The organism is Curtobacterium sp. YC1 (assembly GCF_016267665.1).
Taxonomy (GTDB): domain Bacteria; phylum Actinomycetota; class Actinomycetes; order Actinomycetales; family Microbacteriaceae; genus Curtobacterium.
The window spans coordinates 3,093,788-3,118,599 of sequence record NZ_CP066341.1 but is presented as its reverse complement, the minus strand read 5'-3'; the positions used below and the strand labels follow the sequence as shown (position 1 = coordinate 3,118,599).

Genomic DNA, 24,812 nt, shown 5'->3' with positions numbered 1-24,812 from the left:
CTCACCTACACACTGCTCGTCAGTGTCGGCCCGACGGGGCCTACCGGAGGTCACACCCTTGGCTGCTGCGCCCAACGCATCCACCAACCCCAAGAACGGTCGCAACCACTCGCGACTCTCGTTCGCCAAGATCACGGACACCCTCACGGTTCCGGATCTGCTCGCACTCCAGACGGAGAGCTTCGACTGGCTCGTCGGCAACGACGTCTGGAAGGCCCGCCTCGCCGAAGGGCAGGAGCAGGGTCGCACCGACCTCGCGCTGCACTCGGGGCTCGAGGAGATCTTCGAGGAGATCTCCCCGATCGAGGACCTCGGCGAGACCATGCAGCTCTCGTTCACCGCGCCGGAGCTCGAGGACCCGAAGTACTCGATCGACGACTGCAAGGAGCGCGGCAAGACCTACGCCGCCCCGCTGTACGTCAACGCCGAGTTCATGAACCACATGACGGGTGAGATCAAGACCCAGACGGTATTCATGGGCGACTTCCCGCTCATGACCGAGCGGGGCACGTTCATCATCAACGGCACCGAGCGCGTCGTCGTGTCGCAGCTCGTCCGTTCGCCCGGTGTGTACTTCGAGCGCCAGCAGGAGAAGACCTCCGACAAGGACATCTACTCGGCACGCGTGATCCCGTCGCGCGGTGCCTGGCTCGAGTTCGAGATCGACAAGCGCGACCAGGTGGGCGTGCGCATCGACCGCAAGCGCAAGCAGTCCGTGACCGTCTTCCTCAAGGCCCTCGGCCTGACGAGCGAGGAGATCATGGACGAGTTCCAGGGCTTCGCCTCGATCGAGTCGACCCTCGAGAAGGACGCCGTCCTGACGAAGGAAGAGGCGCTCAAGGACATCTACCGCAAGCTCCGTCCGGGCGAGCAGGTCGCTGCCGAGGCCGCGCGTGCGCTCCTCGACAACTTCTACTTCAACCCGAAGCGCTACGACCTGGCGAAGGTCGGCCGCTACAAGGTCAACCGCAAGCTCGGCATGGACGCCCCGCTGTCCGACTCGGTGCTCACCGTCAAGGACATCGTCGCGACGATCAAGTACCTGGTGTCGCTGCACGCCGAGCGCACCACGATCGACGGCGTCCGTGACGGCGAGCCGGTGCAGCTGCGCCTCGACGTGGACGACATCGACCACTTCGGCAACCGTCGCATCCGCGCCGTCGGCGAGCTCATCCAGAACCAGGTCCGCACGGGTCTGTCCCGCATGGAGCGCGTCGTCCGCGAGCGCATGACCACGCAGGACATCGAGGCCATCACGCCGCAGACCCTGATCAACGTGCGCCCCGTCGTCGCCGCGATCAAGGAGTTCTTCGGGACGTCCCAGCTGTCGCAGTTCATGGACCAGAACAACCCGCTCGCGGGCCTGACGCACAAGCGTCGCCTGTCGGCCCTCGGCCCGGGTGGTCTGTCCCGTGAGCGTGCCGGCGTCGAGGTCCGTGACGTCCACCCGTCGCACTACGGCCGCATGTGCCCGATCGAGACCCCGGAAGGCCCGAACATCGGCCTGATCGGTTCGCTCGCGTCGTTCGGTCGGATCAACTCCTTCGGCTTCATCGAGACCCCGTACCGTCGCGTCGTCAACGGCGAGGTCACGAAGACCATCGACTACCTCACCGCTTCGGAAGAGGACGACTTCGTCGTCGCGCAGGCCAACGCCCCGCTGACGAACGACTTCCACTTCGCCGACGACAAGGTGCTCGTCCGCAAGAAGGGTGGCGAGGTCGAACTCGTCGCCAAGGACGAGGTCGACTACATGGACGTCTCGCCGCGCCAGATGGTGTCGGTCGCGACGTCGCTCATCCCGTTCCTCGAGCACGACGACGCGAACCGCGCCCTCATGGGTGCGAACATGCAGCGTCAGGCCGTCCCGCTGCTCCGTTCCGAGTCGCCGCTCGTCGGCACCGGCATGGAGGGCTACACGGCCATCGACGCCGGCGACGTCGTCACCGCCGACAAGGCCGGTGTCGTCTCGGAGGTCTCGGCCGATGCCGTCACCCTGCAGCTCGACGAGGGCGGCACGCAGACCTACTACCTGCGCAAGTTCGACCGCTCCAACCAGGGCACGAGCTACAACCACCGCGTCATCGTCTCCGCCGGCGAGCGCGTGGAGCAGGGCGAGGTCATCGCCGACGGCCCCGCGACGGAGAACGGCGAGCTCGCGCTCGGCAAGAACCTCCTCGTCGCGTTCATGCCGTGGGAGGGCTACAACTACGAGGACGCGATGATCCTGTCGCAGAACCTCATCAAGGACGACACGCTCTCCTCGATCCACATCGAGGAGTACGAGGTCGACGCCCGCGACACCAAGCTCGGCAAGGAGGAGATCACCCGTGACCTCCCCAACGTCAGCCCGGACCTGCTGGCCGACCTCGACGAGCGCGGCATCATCCGCATCGGTGCCGAGGTCCGCCCCGGCGACATCCTGGTCGGCAAGGTCACGCCGAAGGGCGAGACCGAGCTGAGCGCCGAGGAGCGCCTGCTCCGCGCCATCTTCAACGAGAAGTCGCGGGAGGTCCGCGACACCTCGCTCAAGGTGCCCCACGGTGAAGAGGGCACGATCATCGGCGTCAAGGTGTTCGACGCGCAGGACGGCGACGACGAGCTCGGCTCGGGCGTCAACCAGCGCGTGGTCGTCTACATCGCCCAGAAGCGCAAGATCACCGCGGGTGACAAGCTCGCCGGTCGTCACGGCAACAAGGGCGTCATCTCGACCATCCTCCCGGTCGAGGACATGCCGTTCCTCGCCGACGGCACCCCCGTCGACATCGTCCTCAACCCGCTCGGCGTCCCCGGCCGCATGAACTTCGGCCAGGTGCTCGAGATCCACCTCGGGTGGCTCGCCAAGCAGGGCTGGAACGTCGAGGGCATCCAGGAGTGGGCCGAGGCCCTGCCGGAGGCCGCACGCCACGCGGAGCCCGGCACCAAGGTCGCCACCCCGGTGTTCGACGGTGCGTACGAGCGCGAGATCGAGGGCCTCCTCGACTCGACCCTCCCGAACCGCGACGGCGAGCGCCTGATCGGCTCGTCCGGCAAGGCGCAGCTCTTCGACGGTCGCTCCGGCGAGCCGTTCCCGGAGCCCGTCTCGGTCGGCTACATGTACATCCTCAAGCTGCACCACCTGGTCGACGACAAGATCCACGCGCGTTCGACCGGTCCGTACTCGATGATCACGCAGCAGCCGCTGGGTGGTAAGGCGCAGTTCGGTGGACAGCGATTCGGCGAGATGGAGGTGTGGGCGCTCGAAGCGTACGGTGCCGCCTACGCCCTCCAGGAGCTCCTGACGATCAAGTCCGACGACATCCTCGGCCGCGTGAAGGTCTACGAGGCGATCGTCAAGGGCGAGAACATCCAGGAACCCGGCATCCCCGAGTCCTTCAAGGTCCTCATGAAGGAGATGCAGTCGCTCTGCCTGAACGTCGAGGTCCTCTCGGCCGACGGCCAGGCGGTCAGCCTCCGCGACACGGACGACGAGGTCTTCCGTGCCGCTGAAGAGCTGGGCATCAACATCTCCTCGCGGTTCGAGTCGTCCTCCGTCGACGACATCTGATCCCGCCCGTACATCGAAGCCTGAATCAGCAAGAGAGAAGAACATTGCTCGAAGCAACTTCCTTTGACGCCATTCGGATCGGCCTCGCGACCGCCGAGGACATCCGTCAGTGGTCGTACGGCGAGGTCAAGAAGCCGGAGACCATCAACTACCGCACCCTGAAGCCCGAGAAGGACGGTCTGTTCGGCGAGCAGATCTTCGGTCCTTCCCGCGACTGGGAGTGCGCCTGCGGCAAGTACAAGCGTGTCCGCTTCAAGGGCATCGTCTGCGAGCGCTGCGGCGTCGAGGTCACCAAGTCCTCGGTCCGCCGTGAGCGCATGGGCCACATCGAGCTCGCCGCACCCGTCACGCACATCTGGTACTTCAAGGGCGTCCCGTCGCGCCTCGGCTACCTGCTCGACATGGCGCCCAAGGACCTCGAGAAGGTCATCTACTTCGCGGCGTACATGATCATCGACATCGATGAAGAGGGCCGTCACGCCGACATGCCCGGTCTCGAGAACGAGATGCGTCTCGAGATCAAGACCCTCGAGGGCCAGCGCGACTCGATCATCGCCGACCGCCTCAAGAAGCTCGAGGACGACCTCGCAGCCCTTGAGGAAGAGGGTGCCAAGGCCGACGTCAAGCGCCGCACCAAGGACACCGCCGAGAAGGAGATGTCCCAGGTCCGCAAGTCGTTCGACGAGGACATCACCCGTCTCGAGCGTGTGTGGGAGGACTTCCGCAACCTCAAGGTGGGCGACCTCAAGCCCGAGGACACCGTCTTCCACGAGCTCCAGGACCGGTTCGGGATCTACTTCGACGCCTACATGGGCGCCGAGGCGATCAAGCTCCGGCTCGAGGCGTTCGACCTGGCCGCCGAGGCCGAGGCGCTGCGTCTGCAGATCGCCGAGGGCAAGGGCCAGAAGAAGATCCGCGCGATCAAGCGCCTGCGCGTCGTCAGCTCCTTCCTCGCCACCGGCAACTCGCCGGCAGCGATGGTGCTCGGCGTCGTGCCGGTCATCCCGCCGGAGCTGCGCCCGATGGTGCAGCTCGACGGTGGCCGCTTCGCCACGTCGGACCTCAACGACCTCTACCGTCGTGTGATCAACCGCAACAACCGTCTCCGCCGCCTGCTCGACCTCGGTGCCCCCGAGATCATCGTGAACAACGAGAAGCGCATGCTGCAGGAAGCGGTCGACGCGCTGTTCGACAACGGCCGTCGTGGTCGTCCCGTCACGGGTACCGGCAACCGCGCACTGAAGTCCCTGAGCGACATGCTCAAGGGCAAGCAGGGTCGTTTCCGCCAGAACCTGCTCGGCAAGCGCGTCGACTACTCGGGCCGTTCGGTCATCATCGTCGGCCCGCAGCTGAAGCTGCACCAGTGCGGTCTGCCCAAGCAGATGGCGCTCGAGCTCTTCAAGCCGTTCGTGATCAAGCGCCTGATCGACCTGTCGCACGCGCAGAACATCAAGTCGGCCAAGCGCATGGTCGAGCGTTCGCGCCCGCAGGTGTGGGACGTCCTCGAGGAGATCATCCGCGAGCGCCCCGTGCTGCTGAACCGTGCGCCGACGCTGCACCGTCTGGGCATCCAGGCGTTCGAGCCGCAGCTCGTCGAGGGCAAGGCCATCCAGCTCCACCCGCTCGTGTGTGCTGCGTTCAACGCGGACTTCGACGGTGACCAGATGGCCGTGCACCTGCCGCTGTCGGTCGAGGCCCAGGCCGAGGCCCGCATCCTGATGCTCGCCTCGAACAACATCCTCAAGCCGTCCGACGGCCGCCCGGTGACCCTGCCCGCACAGGACATGATCATCGGTCTGCACCACCTCACGACCGTCCGCGAGGGCGCCGTGGGCGAGGGCCGTGCGTTCTCGTCGGTGGCCGAGGCGATCCTGGCGAACGACCAGCACACGCTGCACCTCAACGCGATGGTGAAGATCCGCATGACGGACGTCCACTTCGCCGAGGGTGAGGCTCCCGAGGGCTACGAGCAGGGCGACACGATCCTGCTCGAGACGACCCTGGGCCGTGCGCTCTTCAACGAGACCCTGCCGGGGAACTACCCGTTCGTCCAGAAGGTGACCGACAAGGGCGTGCTCTCCGCGATCGTCAACGACCTCGCCGAGCGCTACTCCAAGACCGAGACGGCCGCCGCGCTCGACCGGATCAAGGACGCCGGCTTCTACTGGGGCACCCGCTCCGGTGTGACCGTCGCCCTGTCGGACGTCGTGACGCCTCCTCGCAAGAAGGAGATCATCGCGGGCTACGAGGTCCAGGCCGCCAAGGTGCAGGGCGAGTTCGACAAGGGTCTGATCACCGACTCCGAGCGTCGCGCCGACCTGATCAAGATCTGGACCGAGGCCACGAACGAGATCGCGCAGGAGATGCGTGACAACTTCCCGGTCGACAACACCATCAACCGCATGGTGTCGTCCGGTGCTCGTGGTAACTGGCTGCAGGTCCGCAACATCGCCGGTATGCGTGGTCTGGTGAACAACCCGAAGGGCGAGATCATCGCCCGCCCGATCATCAACTCGTACCGCGAGGGCCTGACCGTGGCGGAGTACTTCATCGCCACGCACGGTGCCCGCAAGGGTCTGGCGGACACGGCTCTCCGTACCGCCGACTCGGGCTACCTGACCCGTCGTCTCGTGGACGTCTCGCAGGACGTCATCATCCGTGAGGACGACTGCGGCACGACCCGTGGCCTCGAGCTGCCGATCGCGACCGTGGACGCCGACGGCAAGCTCGTGCGCGACGCCCGCGTCGAGAACACCGTGTACTCCCGCACCCTGGCCACCGAGGCCGTGGACGCACAGGGCACGGTCGTCGCCGAGGCCGGCGAGGACGTCGGTGACGTGCTCATCGACAAGCTCGTCGCCGCCGGTGTCGAGAGCATCAAGGTGCGCTCGGTCCTGACCTGCGAGTCGGCCGTCGGTGTCTGCGCGAAGTGCTACGGCCGTTCGCTCGCCACCGGCAACCTGGTCGACATCGGTGAGGCGGTCGGCATCATCGCGGCCCAGTCCATCGGTGAGCCCGGTACCCAGCTGACGATGCGTACCTTCCACACGGGTGGTTCGGCCTCGGCCGACGACATCACCCAGGGTCTGCCCCGTGTCACGGAGCTCTTCGAGGCCCGCACGCCCAAGGGCGCGTCCCCGATCGCCGAGGCCCCCGGCCGCGTCGTCGTCGAGGACACGGACAAGGGTCGTCGGATCATCCTCACGCCGGACAACGGTGACGAGCCGTTCATCTACCCGGTGCTCAAGCGTGCGACGCTCCTCATCGAGGACAACCAGCACGTCGAGCTCGGTGAGCAGTTCATCGCCGGCACGGTGGACCCCAAGGAGGTCCTCCGGGTCAAGGGTGTGCGCGAGGTCCAGAAGCACCTGGTCAACGGTGTGCAGGACGTGTACGGCTCGCAGGGCGTGCCGATCCACGACAAGCACATCGAGGTCATCGTGCGTCAGATGCTCCGCAAGGTCACCGTCGTCGACCACGGCGACACCGACCTGCTGCCGGGTGAGCTCGTCGACCGGTCGCGCTACAACGCGCTGAACCGTGCGGCGCTGCAGGAGGGTCGCAAGACCGCCTCGGCTCGCCAGGAGGTCATGGGCATCACGAAGGCGTCCCTCGCGACCGAGTCGTGGCTGTCCGCCGCGTCCTTCCAGGAGACCACCCGCGTGCTCACGCAGGCGGCCATGGAGGGCAAGCAGGACCACCTCGTCGGCCTCAAGGAGAACGTCATCATCGGTAAGCTCATCCCCGCCGGGACGGGCCTCAGCCGGTACCGCGACGTGGACGTGAACGCGACCGAGGAGGCGAAGGCAGAGCGGTACCCCAACCGCATCTTCGCCGACGACTCGTCGTTCTCGGACGCCGACCTGAGCTTCGTCGACTTCGACAGCTTCTCGTCGGACGACTTCACGCCGGGCACCTACAACTGAGCCTGAAGTGATCCACGAAGGGCCCCGCATCCGTCAGGATGCGGGGCCCTTCGCCGTTGCGGGTCACGCTCGCGACGGGGTGGCGGACGGGAGGCGCGGTGCGGGGCCGCGCCGTGCCTCCCGTCCGTCAGGGGGTCACGCTGTCCGGCCCTTCTCGTCGACCAGCGAGTACAGGCTCAGCACGTTGCCGTCGGGATCGCGTACGTCGAACCAGTCGACCGCGCCGGCGACGCACTGGACCGGGCCGACGTCGATGCCGAGCGCGCCGATGCGCGTGTGCTGGGCGGCGACGTCGTCGACCCCGAACCGGACCCGGGCCGGGTGCACCTCGGCCTGGTCGTCGACGACGAGTTGGATCCAGATGCCGCCGACCTCGTACTCGGCGACGCCGTCCTCGGGTTCGAGATCCGGCTCGGTGCGCTCGAGGACGGCGCCGTACCACAGGCAGGACGCCTCGAGGTCGGTGACGGGCAGCCCCACGGTCACGCTGGTGATGTCCATGCCTCATCATGTCGCGGCGACGGCCGTGCGTCGAGGGCTTCCCGGGCGGTCCGTCGGGGACCGGCTCCGTGGCAGGGTGGGCACATGGCGACGCTGCGCGAACGGATCACGGCACCGGCCCACCTGGACGTCCCGGAGCCGACGGGTGGCCTGACGTTCCGGGCCGCCTCGCGGGACGACGTCGTCGGCATGCACGCGGTCGCGGTGGCGGCCGCGGCGGCGGACGACCCGCTCGCTCGTCCCTCCACAGGAGCCCTGGAGCGAGCGTTGTCCACCGCGGGCATGGACGTGCCGCGGGACACCGTCGTCGGGGTCGATCCTGATGGGCATGTGCAGGCGTTCGGCATCGTCATCGACGTCCCATCCCGCGTCACCGCGGCCCGGGCCGTGCTCGAGGGAGCGGTGCACCCCGCCCACCGCGGTCGTGGCGTCGGCCGGCGGGTGCTCGACTGGCAGGTGGGTCGGGCGCGGCAGCGGCTGGCGTTGCTCGACGTCGACCTGCCCGCGTCGCTCGACGTCGGTGGCCCGCGCGGCGCGTCCGGACTCCGGCTCGCCGCCCGCGCCGGCTTCGCGCCCGTGCGCACCTGGGTCGCGATGCAGCTCGTGTTCGGCGAGCAGCACGACGGGCCGTCATCGCAGGCGCTGCCGGACGGGCTGGTCGTGCGAGCGAGCACCGCGGACGACATCGAGCCGCTGCGCACCGCCAAGAACGACGCCTTCCGCGACCACTGGGGATCGCAGCCGATGGTCGCCTCGGACTGGCACGGGTTCCTCACCGCGGCCGTCAGCCGACCGGACCTGTCCCGAGTCGTCGTCGACGCGGACGGCCGGGTGTTGGCGTTCGCGATCGTCGAGGTCGACCCGGACGCGTTCGCGGCGCGTGGGCGGTCATTCGGGTACGTGCACTGGGTCGGGGTGGTGCGGTCCGCTCGCGGCCGTGGGCTCGCCCCGCTCGTGCTCGACGCGGCGATCCGGGCGATGCGCGCCGACGGGCTCGCCGCCGCGGTGCTCGACGTCGACGCCGAGAACCCGAGCGGAGCCGTCCGGCTCTACGAGGGACTCGGGTTCGTCGCCGGCGATGCCCACGTCACGGCGTCGATCGCGATCTGACCCGGCGGGGGTCGACCCGAGTCCCCTGTTCTGGGTGCAGTCGGAGGGGTCCCGCCCCCTCATTCTGGGACTGCGGACGGTGCGTGCCCCGGAAGTAGCGTGGTCAGGCGCGACATCCCTGGTGGCGCATCACCCGACGACGTCTCGCCCTGCGCGAGTCCAAGGAGGCACGGGACTCATGGCGACCCTGTCCGAGATCCTCATCCTGAACGGCGCCCTGCCGATCGAGCACCTCGACTCGATGACGGGCGACGAGGACCTCGACGAGCGCGCCATCCGCGGCCTGGTCGACCAGGGCGTCGTGAGCGAGGCCCAGTTCATCACCGCCCGCGCCGCGTCGAACAACTCCCGCACGGTCCCGCTGAGCGACTACCCCGTCGACGGCACGGCGGTGTCGATCCTGCCGGCGGCGCTCTGCCGGCGGCACGGTGTGCTCGGCGTCGGCTTCGAGGGCGACCTGCTCATCCTCGCGATGGTGAACCCGACGAACGTGCTCGCGATCGACGACGCCCGCACGGCCTCGGGGCGCACGATCAAGCCGCTGCAGGTCGAGGAGCGCGACCTCGTGGCGGCCCTCGACCGCTACCTCCGGGCCGACGACGAGCTGAACGACCTCACCTCCTCGCTCGAGGAAGAAGCGTCCGCCACCTCCACGGCGCAGGTCGACATCGCCGACGGAGCCCTCGACGACGTCCCGATCGTCCGGTTCGTGAACCTGCTCGTGTCGCAGGCGATCCAGGACCACGCGTCCGACATCCACATCGAGCCCGGCGAGCACGAGGTGCGGATCCGCTACCGCATCGACGGTGTGCTGCACGAGATGGCGCCGGCCCCGAAGAACATCCAGAACGGCGTCATCAGCCGTCTGAAGATCATGAGCGACATCGACATCGCCGAGCGGCGCAAGCCGCAGGACGGCCGCATGTCGGTCCGCCACGGCGGTCGGCAGATCGACCTCCGCGTCGCGACCCTGCCGACGGTGTGGGGCGAGAAGGTCGTCATGCGGATCCTCGACAACACGAACACGTCGCTGACCCTCAAGGACCTCAACCTGCTCGAGCGGAACTTCCAGGCGTACCAGCGGTCGTACTCGAAGCCGTACGGCATGATCCTGGTCACCGGGCCCACCGGTTCGGGGAAGTCCACGACGCTCTACACCACGCTGAACGCGGTCGCGAAGCCCGAGATCAACGTCATCACCGTCGAGGACCCGGTCGAGTACCGCATGGCCGGCATCAACCAGGTGCAGGTGAACCCGAAGGCCGGGCTGACCTTCGCCTCGGCGCTGCGGTCCATCCTGCGGTCCGACCCCGACGTGGTCCTGCTCGGCGAGATCCGCGACCACGAGACCGCGCAGATCGCGATCGAGGCGTCGCTCACCGGGCACCTCGTGCTCTCGACGCTGCACACCAACGACGCCCCGTCCGCCGTCACGCGCCTGACCGAGATGGACATCGAGCCGTTCCTCGTCGGTTCGGCGCTCGACTCCGTCGTGGCCCAGCGACTGGCGCGCCGGCTGTGCGACCGGTGCAAGGCGCCCGCCGTGTACGAGGTCGAGCAGCTCCAGGCGCTCGGATTCCTGCGCGCCGGCGACGAACTGCCGTCGTTCTTCGCCCCCGTCGGCTGCGCGGTCTGCTCGAACACGGGCTACCGCGGTCGCATCGCCCTGCATGAGGTGATGACCGTCACCGAGGAGATCGAGCGCCTCGCCGTCGGCCGGGCCTCGAGCGCGGAGATCAGCCGGGTGGCGCAGGAGCAGGGCATGCTCACGCTCCGGCAGGACGGCTTCGAGAAGGTCAAGCTCGGCATGACGAGCGTCGACGAGATCCTGCGCGTCGTCGCGTGACCGGAGGACAGGACCCGCACATGACCGACTCCGTGTACGACATCACCATGCCCGGCGACGAGCCCGTCGCCGGGTGGCACCCGGGTACGCCCGGCGCCGAGGTGGGGTCGCGCCGCGCCGCCCGGCTCGCCGCGGCGGCCGCCGCGGCTCCGCCGGAGCAGGTGTACGACCTCGGCGACGACGCCTCGGCATGGGCGGCGCCCCTCGCCTCGGCTGCCGTCCCCACGGCACCGTCGTCGACGGCGCCGGTGACGCCGCCCGCTGCCGTGCCGTCCTCCACCGCCACCTACGGCTACGCGGAACCGCCGACGCAGCAGCTGCCGACCGCACCCGTCGCCGGGACCTCGCTCAGCGCGCCCACGACGACGGCCGCAGCGCCGGGCTCGACCGCCCCGGGCTCGACCGCCCCCGGCGACATCGACTTCGCCCGGCACGCGCGCGAGGTCGCCGACCCCGATCTCATCACGGCGCTCGCGCAGGTCGTCTACCAGGGCGCCTCCGACCTGCACGTCACCGCCGACGCCCCGCCGACCGTCCGCGTCGACGGCTCGCTCCGCCCCGCCGTGCCGGGAGGCGCGTGGTCGCGCGGCAAGGTGATCGCGGCGCTCAAGACGCTGCTGTCCGTCGAGCAGGCCGGCCAGTTCGACCACGACCAGGAGCTCGACTTCGCGTACTCGCTGTCCCCGGAGTACCGCTTCCGCGTGAACTACTACCAGCAGCGCGGCAACTGGGGTGCGGCGTTCCGCATCATCCCCACGAAGATCAAGACGCTCAAGCAGCTCGGCATCCCCGAGCACGTCGGCGCGTTCGCCGGGCTGCCCCGCGGCCTGGTCCTCGTCACCGGCCCCACCGGCTCCGGCAAGTCGACCACCCTCGCCGCCCTGATCGACATGGTGAACGAGACGCGGTCCGACCACATCGTCACGGTCGAGGACCCGATCGAGTTCATGCACGAGCACAAGCGGTCGATCATCAACCAGCGCGAGGTCGGCGCCGACACGCAGTCGTTCGCCTCGGCACTGAAGCACGTGCTCCGCCAGGACCCCGACGTCATCCTCATCGGTGAGCTCCGCGACCTCGAGACCATCTCCGTCGCCCTCACCGCCGCCGAGACCGGCCACCTGGTCTTCGCCACCCTGCACACGCAGAGCGCTCCCGGCACGATCGACCGCGTCATCGACGTGTTCCCCCCGCACCAGCAGGGCCAGATCCGCACGCAGCTCGCGGCGACCCTGCAGGGCGTCGTGTGCCAGACCCTCGTGCCGAAGGCGAACGGCGTCGGTCGGGTCGTCGCGACCGAGATCATGACGATCACCCCCGCCATCGGCAACCTCATCCGCGAGGGCAAGACGTACCAGATCACCTCGGCCATGCAGGCCGGCCGTGACCTCGGCATGCACACCATGGACCAGGACCTCGCCGAACTGGTCAACGTCGGCACCGTCTCGCGGAAGGCCGCGATGGAGAAGGTGCACGACGAGGAGGGCTTCGACCGGCTGGTGCAGCGCGTCGAGTCCCCGTCCGACTCCTCGGCCGCCGCGATCGCCGCCAGCGGCATCGACTTCGGCGACAAGTTCTCCGGAGGCTACTGATGTCCCTCGCGTTCGACTACCGCGGTCGCGACGGCGCGGGCAAGCTCGTCAAGGGGCGCCTCGACGCCGCGTCCGAAGGCGCCGTCGTCCAGCGCCTGCGGGGGATGGGCGTCTCGCCGATCGCCATCACCGAGGCGAAGGCCGGCACCGGCCTGCAGACCGAGATCAAGATCCCGGGCTTCGAGAAGGGCGTCGGCCTCAAGGACCTCGCGATCATGTCGCGCCAGGCGTCGACCATGCTGACGTCGGGGCTCTCGCTCCTGCGTGCACTCACGATCCTGTCCGACCAGACCGAGAACAAGAAGCTCAAGGACATCCTCGGCAAGGTCCGTGACGACGTCGAGCGCGGCGTCTCGTTCTCCGACGCCGTGGCGAAGTACCCGGTCGACTTCCCGCCGATCATGATCAACATGATCCGTGCGGGGGAGACCGGCGGGTTCCTCGACCAGGCCATGGACTCGATCGCGACGAACTTCGAGAAGGAGCACAAGCTCCGGTCGACGATCAAGTCGGCGATGACCTACCCCGTCGTCGTGCTGTGCATGTCGCTCGCCGCGGTGGTCATCATGCTCGTCTTCATCGTCCCGATCTTCCAGGACATGTTCTCGTCGCTCGGCGGGCAGCTCCCCGTGCCGACGCAGATCCTCGTGACCCTGTCCGGCGCGATGCGGTGGCTCGGGCCGGTGCTGGCGGTCGTGCTGATCGCCGCGTGGCTCTGGTACCGCGCGAACAAGAACACCGACCGTTTCCGGAACTTCCGCGACCCGATCCTGCTCCGTCTGCCGGTGTTCGGCGCCCTGACCCGCAAGATCGTCATCGCTCGGTTCGCCCGCAACTTCTCGAACATGATCGGGGCCGGCGTCCCCATTCTCCAGGCATTGTCGATCGTCGGTCAGGTGTCGAACAACTTCGTCGTGCAGAAAGCACTCGAGCGCGTTTCCGAAAGTGTTCGGAAAGGCGAATCGATCGCCGCGCCGATGGAAAAAGAAACAGTGTTCCCGGCAATGGTCTCGCAGATGGTCGCGGTCGGTGAAGACGCCGGGTCCCTCGAGGTGATGCTCGAGAAGATCGCCGTGTTCTACGACGCCGAGGTCGAATCCACGACGGAGTCCCTCACCGCGCTGATCGAGCCGTTGCTCATCGCGTTCCTGGGCGTGGTGGTGGGTGGCATGATCGTCGCGCTGTACCTGCCGATCTTCCAGATCACGTCGCTCGTCCAGTAGCGGCAGCTCGATCCTGGCCCTCGTGCGGGGGCAGCCGCGGCTGGATTGCCCCCGCTACTGGGGGCATTTCGGTGCGCCCGGACCCCCCGTTCTCGGGATTCCGCCCGCAAACACCCCTGAATACTCTTGTCAGCGGCGGCGGAGCACTTCCCTGCACAACCCAAACGCATTCCCAGAAGAATGGAAACCACCATGTACTTCGCTCTCATGGGCAAGCTCGACGCTCGCCGCAAGGGTCTCCTCGAGGACAAGGAGAAGGGCTTCACGCTCATCGAGCTCCTCGTCGTCGTCATCATCATCGGCATCCTCGCCGCGATCGCCATCCCGGTGTACCTGAACGTGCAGAACAACGCGAAGGACTCGGCAGTCAAGAGCGACCTCGCGAACGCGAAGACCGCCGTCATCGCCTACCAGACCGAGAAGGGCAACCTGCCGGACGGTTCCAGCACAGGGCAGAAGCTCGAGGCTTCGAACACCGAACTCGGCAAGTACGGGCTGACGGTCAGCGCGAACACCAAGGACCTCAAGTACGGGACGGCGCCGACCACCGGCGCATCGACGTTCTGCATCCAGCAGACCTCGGACAGCGGTAAGACCTTCCGCATCACCGAGTCGACCTCCGTGGTCGACAAGGCCTGCGGCGCGGCCTAGGCAACAAGTGGAGGGCGGCCCGTCGATCGGACGGGCCGCCCTTCGCCACACCGGACGACGAGGAGGTGACCATGATCCAACGACTGCGCGACCGGCTGTCCCGGCACGACGCCGAGGCCGGCTTCTCGGTCATCGAGGTCATGGTCGCCATGATGGTGTTCGCCGTGATGTCCATCGGCATCGCCTACGGCATCGCGAACAGCCTGCAGCTCACCCAGACGAACCGCGGACGCGAGACCGCCGTCGCCCTGGCCTCGCAGGACATCGACACCCTCCGCCAGACGGCTGCCGCGTCCACCGGTGGCATCTTCAAGGTGCTCAGCAGGGCCGGCGAGGACAACAAGAAGACCATCGGCGGTGTGACCTACCAGGTCGACCGAGCCGTGCGCTGGGTCCAGAGTGACGGCGCGACCGGTGCCTGCGGAACGTCGAACGGCAAGCTGGCGTACAAGAGCGTCGTCGAGACGGTCACGTGGCCCAACCCGCGTGGTGGCTCGAGCACGACCTCGGTGTCGTCCGCCATCGCACCGAGCGACGCCGTGACCGACCCCGGGTACGGCACGGTGATCATCTCGGTCACCACCGCGTCCGGCGCCCCCGCCGCGGGTGTCGGCATCAGCATCGCGCCGGTCAGCGGCGGCGGCGGGAGCCCCCTGACGACCCCGGTCCTCCCGACCGACGACCAGGGCTGCTCGTACGCCGTCAACGTGACGCAGGGCGACTACACCGTCACCGCGAACGCTGGTGGCGGCATCGACACCAACCAGGGCCAACCGTCCGTGCAGTCACCGATCTCGGTGACCGCCGGCGCGAGCGCACCCGTCCCCTTCGTCTACGACCAGGCGAGCCGACTGACCCTGCAGTACGCGACCGGGCACCAGGCGACCCTGCCCACGAACATGCCGACGACCCTGTCGAGCACCGCCGGGGGACTGGACACGATCCGGCCGTGGGACCTGGCGAGCACCTCGCTCAACGTCACGTCTGCGTCGAGGCCATCGGTGCCGGTCTTCCCGTTCACCTCGGGCTACACGGTGTACGCCGGGCCCTACTCCAACACCCCGGGCGCATCGACGAGCTGCCTCAGCCCGAACCCGTCGTCCTGGTCGACACCCGACGCCGAGAACGCCATCGGGGTGAGTCCCCCGACCGTCGCGACCGCGCCCGGACAGCCGTCGACCGCCGACGTCCAGATGGGCGTCGCCACCGTCACGGGTGTGAAGGGGCGGTACGTCACGGCTGTGTCGTCCGTCAACCCGGCGGCGGGCGACCCCGGTTGTGCTGCGGGGATGACGATGCGGTTCCCGGTCTCGACCACGGACACCGCCACCATCGCCCTGCCGTTCGGCACCTGGACGATCTCCTCCGGCACCACCTTCGGGTCGACGAGCAAGAACGAGATCGCGGCGAAGGCGTCGAACGTCAAGCCGGTCACCAACGGCATGGTCAACCAGAAGACGACCCTCGTCGTCATCAACTACGACAACACGCTGACCCTCGACCCGCGGGGTCAGACACCGTGAGGCGGCTGGTCCTCCGCCTCCACCGGGACCAGGCGGGCGTCTCACTGTCCGAACTGCTGGTCGCCGTCAGCGTGTCGATGATCATCCTCGTCGCGGTGGGCGGGTTCTTCACCTCGACACTGCGTGCGGGCACCACCAACACCGCGTCCGACCAGAACGCGCGGACGGCGTCGATCGCGATGAACTCCCTGACGCGCTACGTGCACGCGGCGAGCCTGCTGCCGAAGGCCGACGGCACCTACGCGGCTGCGGTCACGCAGGCCGGACCCACACAGGTGGTCTTCTACGCCTACATCAACCTGGACGGCAACAGCACCGACAAGCCCGTCCAGGTCCGCTACTCGCTCAACGCCGCGAAACGTCTCGTGGTGGACCAGTGGGACGGGTCTGCGACGAAGGGCTTCTACTCGTTCCCCGCCACGTCGCAGACGCCCGCGCGGAGCCTGGTGATCGGCGGACCGATCGCGTCACCGACGAGTGACGGCGCCCCACTGCTGACGTACCTCGGCGCCGACGGGAAAGCCCTGCCGACCCAGCCGGACGGCACCCTCGCGAGCGCGCAGCTCGGCAACATCCGTGCCGTCCGGGTCAACCTCGAGCTCGGATCGACCGCCGCGGGGGCGAGCGGCAACACCCACGTCCAGAACACGCTGTACCTCTTCAACGTCGTCTACGGCACGAGCATCGGAGCAGGAACCCCATGATCGGTCGCTTGAGCCGAGTGCTGGACCGGGCGCACCGGGACGAGCGCGGGATGATCCTCGGCAACGTGCTCATCTTCGGTACGGTCATGATGTTGCTCGTCGCCACGATGATCGCCGTCTCGACCTCGGGTGCCGTCAAGGCGGCGACGGACCGCAACTTCCAGAACGCGATGGCTGCGGCGTACGCAGGACTCGCCGACTACCAGTCGAAGCTCTCGAACGACAACGGGTACGCCCTCTACGGCAACGCGGACGCGCAGTTCAGCAAGTCGAGCGGGTCGACGTTCGTGAACGCGGACAAGAACATCGCGTTCACCACCTCCGGGCGGGACTGGGCGCCGGTCGTGGGGTCCAGCGACCAGTGGTTCCGGTACGAGGTCGACAACTCGGACTACTCCGGCAAGGGCGTGCTCCGGGTCCGGGTCACCGGGAAGTCGGGCTCGAGCGTCCGGTCCCTCGTCGCGAACCTCAAGGGCGACGGCTTCATCAACTACCTGTACTTCACGAACTACGAATCGTCGAACCCGGCGCTCACCGGGAGCGACTGCACGACGGCCTACCAGTGGCAGTCCGTCAGCGGCAAGTGCGCCGCGGTGCAGTTCGCCGGGTCCGACACCCTGGACGGCCCGATCCGGACGAACGACGTCTTCACCTCCGCGTGCTCCACGGTCTTCAACGGCTCGGTCGAGCAGCACGACACGACGGTCCTCCCCGCGAGCGGGGGCTGTGCCGGATCGTTCAACGGCGGTCCGGCGTCGGCGGTCCCGTACCTCGGGCTCCCCGCACTGAACACGAACATGTCGCAGGAGACGCGCACGGACCTGCCGACGACGGTCCCGCGGCCCGGGTGCATGTACACCGGTCCGACCCGCGTGAAGTTCCTCGGGAACGGCAAGATGACCGTGTGGTCGCCATGGTCGAAGGCCACGCAGATCAAGGTCGACAGCGCTTCCGGAGCGGTCTCCGCCGCTGACGACGCCGCCAAGGCCGCTGCACTGTGCGGTGGGGTCACGGACCTGCAGAGCGCCGCCGGGGCGACGATCGCGACGCTCCCGTCGAACCTCATGTACGTGCAGGACGTCCCGTCCGCGTCGAACAACGTCAACGCGTGGGGTGCGAGCTACCCGTCGAGGTACTCGAACACCTACTGCACCACCGCGGTCACCGTGCGCGCGAACGGATCCGTGACCACGACACGCAACCAGCCGTTCGACAACGGCCAGGGGTTCCCCGCCGCTGGCGAGTGGATCAACGGCGGAAGGTCCGACAACTCGTACCAGACCGGCTCGGCCTCCGACACGTACAGGTGCAGTGCCGGCGACGTGTTCGTCAGCGGGGCGTTCAGCGGCGCGATGACGATCGCGTCCTCCGGCACGGTCTGGGTCACCGGTGACATCACGTACGGGAGCCCGACGAACGACGTGCTCGGCCTCGTGGGACAGAACGCCGTCGAGATCTACAATCCCGCGCGGTGCACCTCCTACCCGACCACCTACCAGTGGGGGGTCGGGTACGTGACGGACACCTCGCGGTGCAACACTGCGGGTGTCGGGCTGTTGAACCGGTCCGGCGGTGCTTCCATCACGGTGGCCGCCGCGATCGCCAGCAACGCGGGCACCTTCTGGAACCAGAACTACGACATCGGCCCGAAGCTCGGCACCCTCAAGGTGGTCGGGTCGATCGCGCAGAACTGGCGCGGAGCGGTCGCGACGACCGGCAACACCGGGTTCTCGAAGAACTACGTCTACGACCAGCGCCTCCTGACCACCGCGCCGCCGAAGTTCCTGCAGCCGGTGTCGACCTCGTACGGGGTCACCACCCAGGTCGAGGTGCAGGCGGCCTACGCCGCGGACGGTTCCTGCGCGAAGACGACGGGCGGTGCGTGCCGATGACGACGCTCCAGCCCCTGCTCCCTCTGCTCACCGGCGCGTCCGCCCTGCTCGGTCTGCTCGTCGGCTCGTTCCTCAACGTCGTCGTGCACCGGGTGCCGGCCGGTGCGTCCGTGGTCTCGCCGCCGAGTGCCTGCCCGGCCTGTGGCCACGCGATCCGTCGCCGCGACAACGTCCCCGTGCTGTCCTGGCTCCTGCTGCGGGGGCGGTGCCGCGACTGCTCGGCGCCCATCTCCGCGCGCTATCCCCTGGTCGAACTCGCCACGGCGGTCCTGTTCGGGGTCGCCGCCGTCCTGGCGGTGACGGCGACGTCGGACCGTGCGTCGCAGAGCACGGCCGCGCAGGTGGTGCTGCTCGTCGCCTTGCTCTGGGCGATGGGCATGTCCGTGGCGCTCACGCTGATCGACACGGACACGCACACGTTGCCGAACGGCGTCGTCTACCCGTCGGCGGTCGTCCTGGCGGTACTGCTCGCGCTGGTCAGCGCGCTCGACGGCGACTGGGGAGCGCTCGGTCGGGCCGCGATCGGGGCAGCGGTGCTGGGGATCGCCTACCTCGCCCTCGCCCTCGCGGTGCCCGGAGGCATGGGGCTGGGGGACGTCAAGTTGGCCGTCGTCCTCGGCCTCGTCCTGGCGTACCTCGGATGGGGACCCCTCGCAGTGGGTGCTTTCGGTGCGTTCGTGGTCGGCGGTACCGTCGCCCTCGCACTCCTCGTCAGCGGTCGCGCGCGTTGGCGCGGTGGCCTGCCGTTCGGTCCGTCGATGCTGGTGGGGGCATGGCTCGGCATCGCGTTCGGCGACGGACTCTGGACCGGGTACCTCCGCGTCCTCGGCGTCGCCTGACCGCTCTCATCCTCCACAGTCAACGAAAGCAGCATCATGGGCAAGAGCATCGTGGGTGTCGACATCGCCGGATCATCGATCCGAGCGGTCGAGGTCGCGGACGCCGACCGAGCACGTCCGACGGTGGTGCGCTTCGCCGAGGTGCCGACCCCGCCGGACGCCGTGAGCCGTGGTGAGGTCCTGGAGCCGAACACCGTCGCCGCGGCCCTGCGCAAGCTGTGGGCGACGGGTCGGTTCCGCTCGAAGGACGTCGTGCTCGGGATGGGGAACCAGCGCGTGCTCTCGCGCGACCTCACGGTGCCGCTCGCGCCGATGCCGCAGATCCGCGAGAGTCTGCCGTTCCAGGTGCAGGAGATGCTCCCGGTGCCCGTCGGTGACGCGATCCTCGACTTCTACCCGGTGTCCGAGGGTGAGAGCGAGAACGGACCGGTCGTGCACGGGCTCCTGATCGCGGCGATCAAGGACGCCGTGCTCGCGAACGTCAAGGCGGTGCAGCTCGCAGGGCTCAACCCGGTGGGCGTCGACATGATCCCCTTCGCCCTCACCCGCGTGCTGCTCAGCAGGCAGGGTGCCCGTGGCACCGCCGCCGTCGTGCAGTTCGGTGCCGACACCACCAGCGTGGTCATCGCGACCGACGGTGTGCCGCAGTTCGTCCGGATCATCCCGATCGGCGGCAACGACATCTCGCGGGCGCTGGTCGGCACCCTCGACGTCACGTTCGACCAGGCCGAAGCGGTGAAGCGCCACCTCGGGTTGGGCGGCCGGGAGCGGACGGCGGACGACGCTCGCGCCGTCTCCGTCATCGCGATGTCGGTCAACGAGCTCATCTCGAGCCTGCGGAACACGATCAACTACTTCGTGAACACCCGTCCCACCGAGCCGGTGACCCGGGTGGTCGTCGCCGGCGGCGGCGCGCGTCTCGCGGGACTGCAGCAGGCGCTCGCGGAGCAGATCCGGCTCCCGATCACCGTGGGCGACGCGTTCGACGGCGTCGGTCTCGCCCGGTCGATCCCCGCGGACGACGTGGTCGACCACCTCGACGCCATCACCGTGGCGTTCGGCCTGGCAGTAGGGAGCAGAGCAGCATGACCGTCGCCGAGACCCGTCCGGCCACCGCCGAGGACGACGCAGGTGGGATGCGCGAGCGGAAGGCCTCCAAGCGCGCGCAGGTGTCGATCGCAGGGCGTGAGCCGCGCGTCGACCTCCTCCCGCCGGAGGTGCACGCTGACCGGCGTGAACGGGGCGTCGCTCGGCGCGCCTGGCTCGGCGTGATCGTCGTCGCCGCCGTCGCGGCGCTCGCCGTCGGGGCAGCGGCGGTGCACCAGCTGGACACCGCGTCGTCGCTGACCGCCGCACAGGCCGAGACGACCTCGCTGCTCCAACAGCAACAGCGCTTCTCGGAGGTCCGCCAGGCCGAGCAGGACAGCCAGCTCCTCGAGGCGGCACGCGCCGTCGGTGGGTCGACGGAGATCGACTGGAACGGCACCCTGTCGCAGCTGAAGGCCCTCCTGCCGTCGGGGGTCGCCATCACGTCGATGACCATCGACTCCGCGGACGTCACCACCCCCTTCGCCCAGTCGGCCGTGCCGCTCGAGAAGGCCCGTGTCGCGACGATGCAGCTGACCGTCTCCAGCCCGACGATCCCGTCCGTGCCCGACTGGACCGCCCGGTTGTCGCAGCTCGACGGGTACGCCGATTCGAGCATCACGGCCGTCGCCCTCCAGGAGGACTCCGGCGGGTACTCCGCGACCGTCCAGGTCCACCTCGGAGCAGGGGCCTTCGACGGCAGGTACACCGAGGAGCAGTCGAAGTGAACCGCAACCGTCTCTCACTCGTCGTCGCCCTCGTCGCGATCGGCGCCGTCCTGGCCGGGGCCTGGTTCCTCGGCGTGCAACCGCAGCTCGCACAGGCCGCCGACCACTCGACCCAGCAGACGGACATCGACGCGACGAACGCCCGCAACCGTGCGGAACTCGCGCGGCTCGAGAAGGCCAGCGAGGAGCTCGGTGCGACGAAGGCGGAGCTCGACGTCCTCCGTGCTTCGGTCCCGTCCACCCCGTCGACGGCGGCGCTCCTGACGCAGCTGAACAACGCGGCGGGCGCCAGCGGTGTCACCGTGACGGCGATCACGATCGGTGACGCGAAGGCCTACGACCCCGTCGCGGCAGCGCCGGCGTCCGAGCCGTCCCCGTCGACGACCGCGACGCCGACTGCGGAGCCGACGCCGTCCGCTCCGGCCCCGCTGACCGACCCCGCCGTCACCGGGGCCAACTTCGTCGTGATCCCCGTCACGGCCGCGGTGAAGGGGTCCTACGACCAAGCGCTCGCCTTCACGAAGGCGGTGCAGTCCGGGCAGCGGTTGTTCCTCGTGACGGGCATCGCCTCGACGAGCTCGGACGGTGGGGCGAGCCCCATGGACGACCAGGCGTGGTCGCTGACCGGCTCCGTCTACGTCTTCGCGGAACCAGGCGACACAGCGGCAGCGGACGCCCCGAAGGCGGGCTGACGCGAGGTCCGGGTCGTCCCGGCCACCGGCCGTGCGCTGGCGACCGCCGACCGGACGGCTCCGAGGCGGACGCCACCACGGGCCTCCAGGCTGACGCAGTGGCCGTGGTCCGGCGTCGACCAGCCGGACGGCGATACGATCGCCCCATGTCCCGGTGGTTGATCGCGACGATGACGTCCGTCCTCTTCATCGCGCTCGTGATCGCCGTCACGGGCTTCGAGTCCCTGCTCGCCGACGTCGAGGTCATCTCGCAGCCCGACGCCACCCCGTACCTCGGACCCGCGATGGTGGTCGGCGCGACCGTCGTGGTGTTCCTCGCGACCGCGGTGGGTGCGCGCGAGGGCAACCCCGGCGTGACCGCGCTGGTGGCCGCGGCGACCGCCTACCTGGTGATGCTCGGCGTCGGCGCGGTCGGGTACGCGCTGATCCGGTCGGACCTGACCGAGCTCCTGGTGTTCCCGGCCGGCTACGCCCTCGGTCCGTTCGTGGTCGGGTCCGTCGTGGTGGCCCTGCTCTCCGTGCTCGGCGGCGTCACGGCGGCTCGGCACGGGGCGCGGAACCCGGTGGACACCCACGAGCGGCAGGGGCGTGCCGGTCGTTCGTCCACGGGCGACGAACCCACCGGCCGGTAGTCTGCGGGAGGACGACGGACAGCTGACGGGGGAACGATGAGCGACCAGCACGGGCACGACCCGGACGAGCAGCGCGGCTGGGGTGCCGTGCCGACCGTGGCCTCGATCCGCGGCACCGTCGACGCGCCCGCAGCCGGAGCCGCCACGGGACAGCGCCGACCGCGGCGGCGGTTGCGACGCGGGCAGGTCGTCGCCCTGGTCGCTTCCGGCGCGGCCGTCGTGCTCCTCCTGGTCGCCGGTGGCGTGGGGTACTCGGTCGGCTCGACCTCGCACTCGGCCGACCGGCCCGTGCGGGCGTTCCTCGACGACCTGACGGCGGGGCGGGTGGCAGATGCCCTCGACGACGCCGGCATCGACCGCGAACGCTCCGACGTGCTGCTCGGCGCGACGGCCTACGAACAGGCCACCGACAAGGTCACCGGGTACCGGATCGCGGCAACCCGGACCGAGGGGGACACGGCGACCGTCCGCGCGTACCTGCGGCAGGGTGGGCAGGACGTGGCGGCGACGTTCACGCTCGCCCGCACCGGCACCGACTGGGGCGTGTTCCCGGTCTGGGAGCTGCAGGCGCCGGAGCTCGGCACGGTCGACGTCGGCGTCCGGGGGCCGGCCGGTGCGACGGTGCAGGTGGCGGGCCGTGCAGCGCGGACCGCGGAGGACGGCACCGTCCGTCTCCGAGCCCTGCCGGGCACGTACGACGTCACGTTCGACGGCGGCAGGTGGACGACCGCGAAGGGTGGGTCCGCGACCGTCAGCGGCTTCGGGCAGGTCCCGACGCGGCCGGTGCAGACGACGGTGACCCTGACGGAGGCCGGGCAGCGAGCCGCCGAACGAGCGGTGGACGCCTGGGTGGATCGCTGCATCGCGTCGACCGACGCGGCTCCGACCGGGTGCAGCTTCTACGCCTACGGGCAGGACCCCGCCTTCACCTACACGAACCAGAAGTGGACGCTGGAGTCGCGGCCCACGGTGTCGGTCGGCGACTGGACGAGCAACGGGTGGCTGGTGAGCACGACCACCGCCGGTCGTGCGACCTACACGGCGGACATCTCCGGCGCTGCCGGCACCGGGACCGCCTCTGCCGGGCCGCTCGACGTGAACGCGAGCGGGTACGTCACCGGCTTCTCCGACGACGGTGCGACGTTCCGCTCCGCCGTGGGCAACGGGTCCTCTGACACCGGCTCATGACGGTGTCCGTGCCCGGGGTGACCCGGATTGATTTCGTCCCGCTCCGCAGGTAGTCTCTACCGGGTGTGCGCCCTCGGGCGCGCCCGAAAAGTCCGGCGGGCGGAACGCCCAGTCGGACCACTCCGTCCCCCACTCGATCGTCCGCCGTCCGGCGGTGATCAGCGTGGGACGAGGAAGCCGGCGGAACGCGCCGGCCAGAGAGCACGAGCGAAGAACCAGGAGAACAGTTGCCTACCATCCAGCAGCTGGTTCGCAAGGGTCGTACGCCGAAGGTCACCAAGACCAAGGCGCCCGCCCTGAAGGCGAACCCCCAGCAGCGTGGCGTCTGCACCCGCGTCTACACCACCACCCCGAAGAAGCCGAACTCGGCACTGCGCAAGGTCGCTCGTGTCAAGCTCTCGAACGGCACCGAGGTCACGGCCTACATCCCCGGTGAGGGCCACAACCTCCAGGAGCACTCGATGGTGCTCGTCCGTGGCGGTCGTGTGAAGGACCTCCCGGGTGTCCGTTACAAGATCATCCGTGGCGCCCTGGACACCCAGGCAGTCAAGAACCGTAAGCAGGCTCGCAGCCGCTACGGCGCGAAGAAGGGTTGAGTTAGATGCCTCGCAAGGGTCCCGCTCCCAAGCGTCCCGTCGTCGCCGACCCGGTCTACGGTGCGCCGATCGTCAGCCAGCTCGTCAACAAGATCCTGCTCGACGGCAAGAAGGGCCTCGCTGAGCGCATCGTCTACGGTGCACTCGAGGGCGTCTCCGCCAAGAACCAGCAGGACGCCGTCGTGACGCTGAAGAAGGCGCTCGACAACGTCCGTCCGACCCTCGAGGTCCGCAGCCGCCGCGTCGGTGGCTCGACCTACCAGGTGCCGGTCGAGGTCAAGCCGCACCGCGCGAACACCCTCGCGCTGCGTTGGCTCACCTCGTACGCCAAGGCCCGTCGCGAGAAGACGATGACCGAGCGTCTCATGAACGAGATCCTCGACGCGTCGAACGGTCTCGGTGCCGCGGTCAAGCGCCGCGAGGACACGCACAAGATGGCCGAGTCGAACAAGGCCTTCGCCCACTACCGCTGGTAGTCCCGGCACCGTGCGGGCGCCGGTGGTCAAGAACCTCGGCGCCCGCCCGGCCGCCAACCT

At 68.9% G+C, this 24,812-nt stretch carries 19 protein-coding genes; 18 read left to right on the top strand and 1 reads right to left on the bottom strand.

Features of this window, described 5'->3' with window-relative positions; genetic code table 11:
* Positions 1-58: 58 nt before the first annotated feature.
* Together rpoB and rpoC are read left to right on the top strand one after the other, a co-directional pair.
* Positions 59-3,547 carry a DNA-directed RNA polymerase subunit beta gene (gene rpoB / locus I8920_RS14735; RefSeq protein WP_198657013.1) on the top strand — a complete coding sequence of 1,163 codons (3,489 nt, stop codon included), beginning with the start codon at positions 59-61 and terminating at the stop codon, positions 3,545-3,547.
* 44 nt (positions 3,548-3,591) lie between these two features.
* Positions 3,592-7,473, top strand: coding sequence for a DNA-directed RNA polymerase subunit beta' (gene rpoC / locus I8920_RS14730; protein ID WP_198657012.1), 3,882 nt, complete (start codon positions 3,592-3,594; stop codon positions 7,471-7,473).
* 135 nt (positions 7,474-7,608) lie between these two features.
* On the opposite strand, the gene I8920_RS14725 is transcribed toward rpoC, so the two are convergent.
* Complete coding sequence (locus I8920_RS14725) at positions 7,609-7,974, bottom strand: VOC family protein (RefSeq protein ID WP_198657011.1); 366 nt, start codon at positions 7,972-7,974, stop codon at positions 7,609-7,611.
* Between the two features lie 84 nt (positions 7,975-8,058).
* Between I8920_RS14725 and I8920_RS14720 the strand changes: the two genes are divergently transcribed.
* The 16 genes from I8920_RS14720 to rpsG all read left to right on the top strand — a co-directional run bounded on the left by I8920_RS14720 (position 8,059) and on the right by rpsG (position 24,752).
* The gene (locus I8920_RS14720; RefSeq protein WP_198657010.1) at positions 8,059-9,084 is read left to right on the top strand and encodes a GNAT family N-acetyltransferase; all 1,026 of its coding nucleotides are present in this window, start codon (positions 8,059-8,061) and stop codon (positions 9,082-9,084) included.
* Between the two features lie 178 nt (positions 9,085-9,262).
* On the top strand, positions 9,263-10,930 hold the full coding sequence (locus I8920_RS14715; protein ID WP_198657009.1) for a GspE/PulE family protein: 1,668 nt from the start codon (positions 9,263-9,265) through the stop codon (positions 10,928-10,930).
* 20 nt (positions 10,931-10,950) lie between these two features.
* Positions 10,951-12,522: a type IV pilus twitching motility protein PilT gene (locus tag I8920_RS14710; protein WP_269802229.1), complete on the top strand. Its 1,572-nt coding sequence runs from the start codon at positions 10,951-10,953 to the stop codon at positions 12,520-12,522.
* Positions 12,522-13,745, top strand: a complete 1,224-nt coding sequence (locus I8920_RS14705; RefSeq protein WP_198657008.1) for a type II secretion system F family protein — start codon at positions 12,522-12,524, stop codon at positions 13,743-13,745. Before I8920_RS14710 ends, I8920_RS14705 begins: the two co-directional genes overlap by 1 nt.
* 192 nt (positions 13,746-13,937) lie before the next feature.
* On the top strand, positions 13,938-14,396 hold the full coding sequence (locus I8920_RS16340) for a type II secretion system protein (RefSeq protein WP_198657007.1): 459 nt from the start codon (positions 13,938-13,940) through the stop codon (positions 14,394-14,396).
* 71 nt (positions 14,397-14,467) lie between these two features.
* Entirely contained in the window at positions 14,468-15,919 is a 1,452-nt protein-coding gene (locus I8920_RS14695; RefSeq protein ID WP_198657006.1) for a prepilin-type N-terminal cleavage/methylation domain-containing protein, read from the top strand.
* Complete coding sequence (locus tag I8920_RS14690; RefSeq protein WP_198657005.1) at positions 15,916-16,623, top strand: PilW family protein; 708 nt, start codon at positions 15,916-15,918, stop codon at positions 16,621-16,623. Before I8920_RS14695 ends, I8920_RS14690 begins: the two co-directional genes overlap by 4 nt.
* Before the next feature lie 8 nt (positions 16,624-16,631).
* Entirely contained in the window at positions 16,632-18,515 is a 1,884-nt protein-coding gene (locus I8920_RS14685) for a hypothetical protein (protein WP_198657004.1), read from the top strand.
* Positions 18,512-19,354, top strand: a complete 843-nt coding sequence (locus I8920_RS14680; protein WP_198658782.1) for a prepilin peptidase — start codon at positions 18,512-18,514, stop codon at positions 19,352-19,354. The genes I8920_RS14685 and I8920_RS14680 overlap by 4 nt, the downstream gene beginning before the upstream one ends.
* A 36-nt stretch (positions 19,355-19,390) precedes the next feature.
* The gene (gene pilM, locus I8920_RS14675) at positions 19,391-20,443 is read left to right on the top strand and encodes a type IV pilus assembly protein PilM (protein WP_198657003.1); all 1,053 of its coding nucleotides are present in this window, start codon (positions 19,391-19,393) and stop codon (positions 20,441-20,443) included.
* A complete protein-coding gene (locus tag I8920_RS14670) occupies positions 20,440-21,168 on the top strand; it encodes a hypothetical protein (RefSeq protein WP_198657002.1) in 729 nt (242 codons plus the stop codon). Before pilM ends, I8920_RS14670 begins: the two co-directional genes overlap by 4 nt.
* A complete protein-coding gene (locus tag I8920_RS14665) occupies positions 21,165-21,860 on the top strand; it encodes a type 4a pilus biogenesis protein PilO (protein WP_198657001.1) in 696 nt (231 codons plus the stop codon). The genes I8920_RS14670 and I8920_RS14665 overlap by 4 nt, the downstream gene beginning before the upstream one ends.
* 146 nt (positions 21,861-22,006) lie before the next feature.
* Positions 22,007-22,492, top strand: coding sequence for a DUF6121 family protein (locus I8920_RS14660; RefSeq protein ID WP_198657000.1), 486 nt, complete (start codon positions 22,007-22,009; stop codon positions 22,490-22,492).
* A 36-nt stretch (positions 22,493-22,528) separates the two neighbouring features.
* Positions 22,529-23,680, top strand: a complete 1,152-nt coding sequence (locus I8920_RS14655) for a hypothetical protein (protein WP_198656999.1) — start codon at positions 22,529-22,531, stop codon at positions 23,678-23,680.
* Between the two features lie 227 nt (positions 23,681-23,907).
* Entirely contained in the window at positions 23,908-24,276 is a 369-nt protein-coding gene (gene rpsL, locus I8920_RS14650; protein WP_017885540.1) for a 30S ribosomal protein S12, read from the top strand.
* 5 nt (positions 24,277-24,281) lie between these two features.
* Positions 24,282-24,752 (top strand): 30S ribosomal protein S7, encoded by a 471-nt coding sequence (rpsG, locus tag I8920_RS14645; RefSeq protein ID WP_017885539.1) that lies wholly within the window; start codon positions 24,282-24,284, stop codon positions 24,750-24,752.
* The last annotated feature ends 60 nt before the right edge of the window (positions 24,753-24,812 follow it).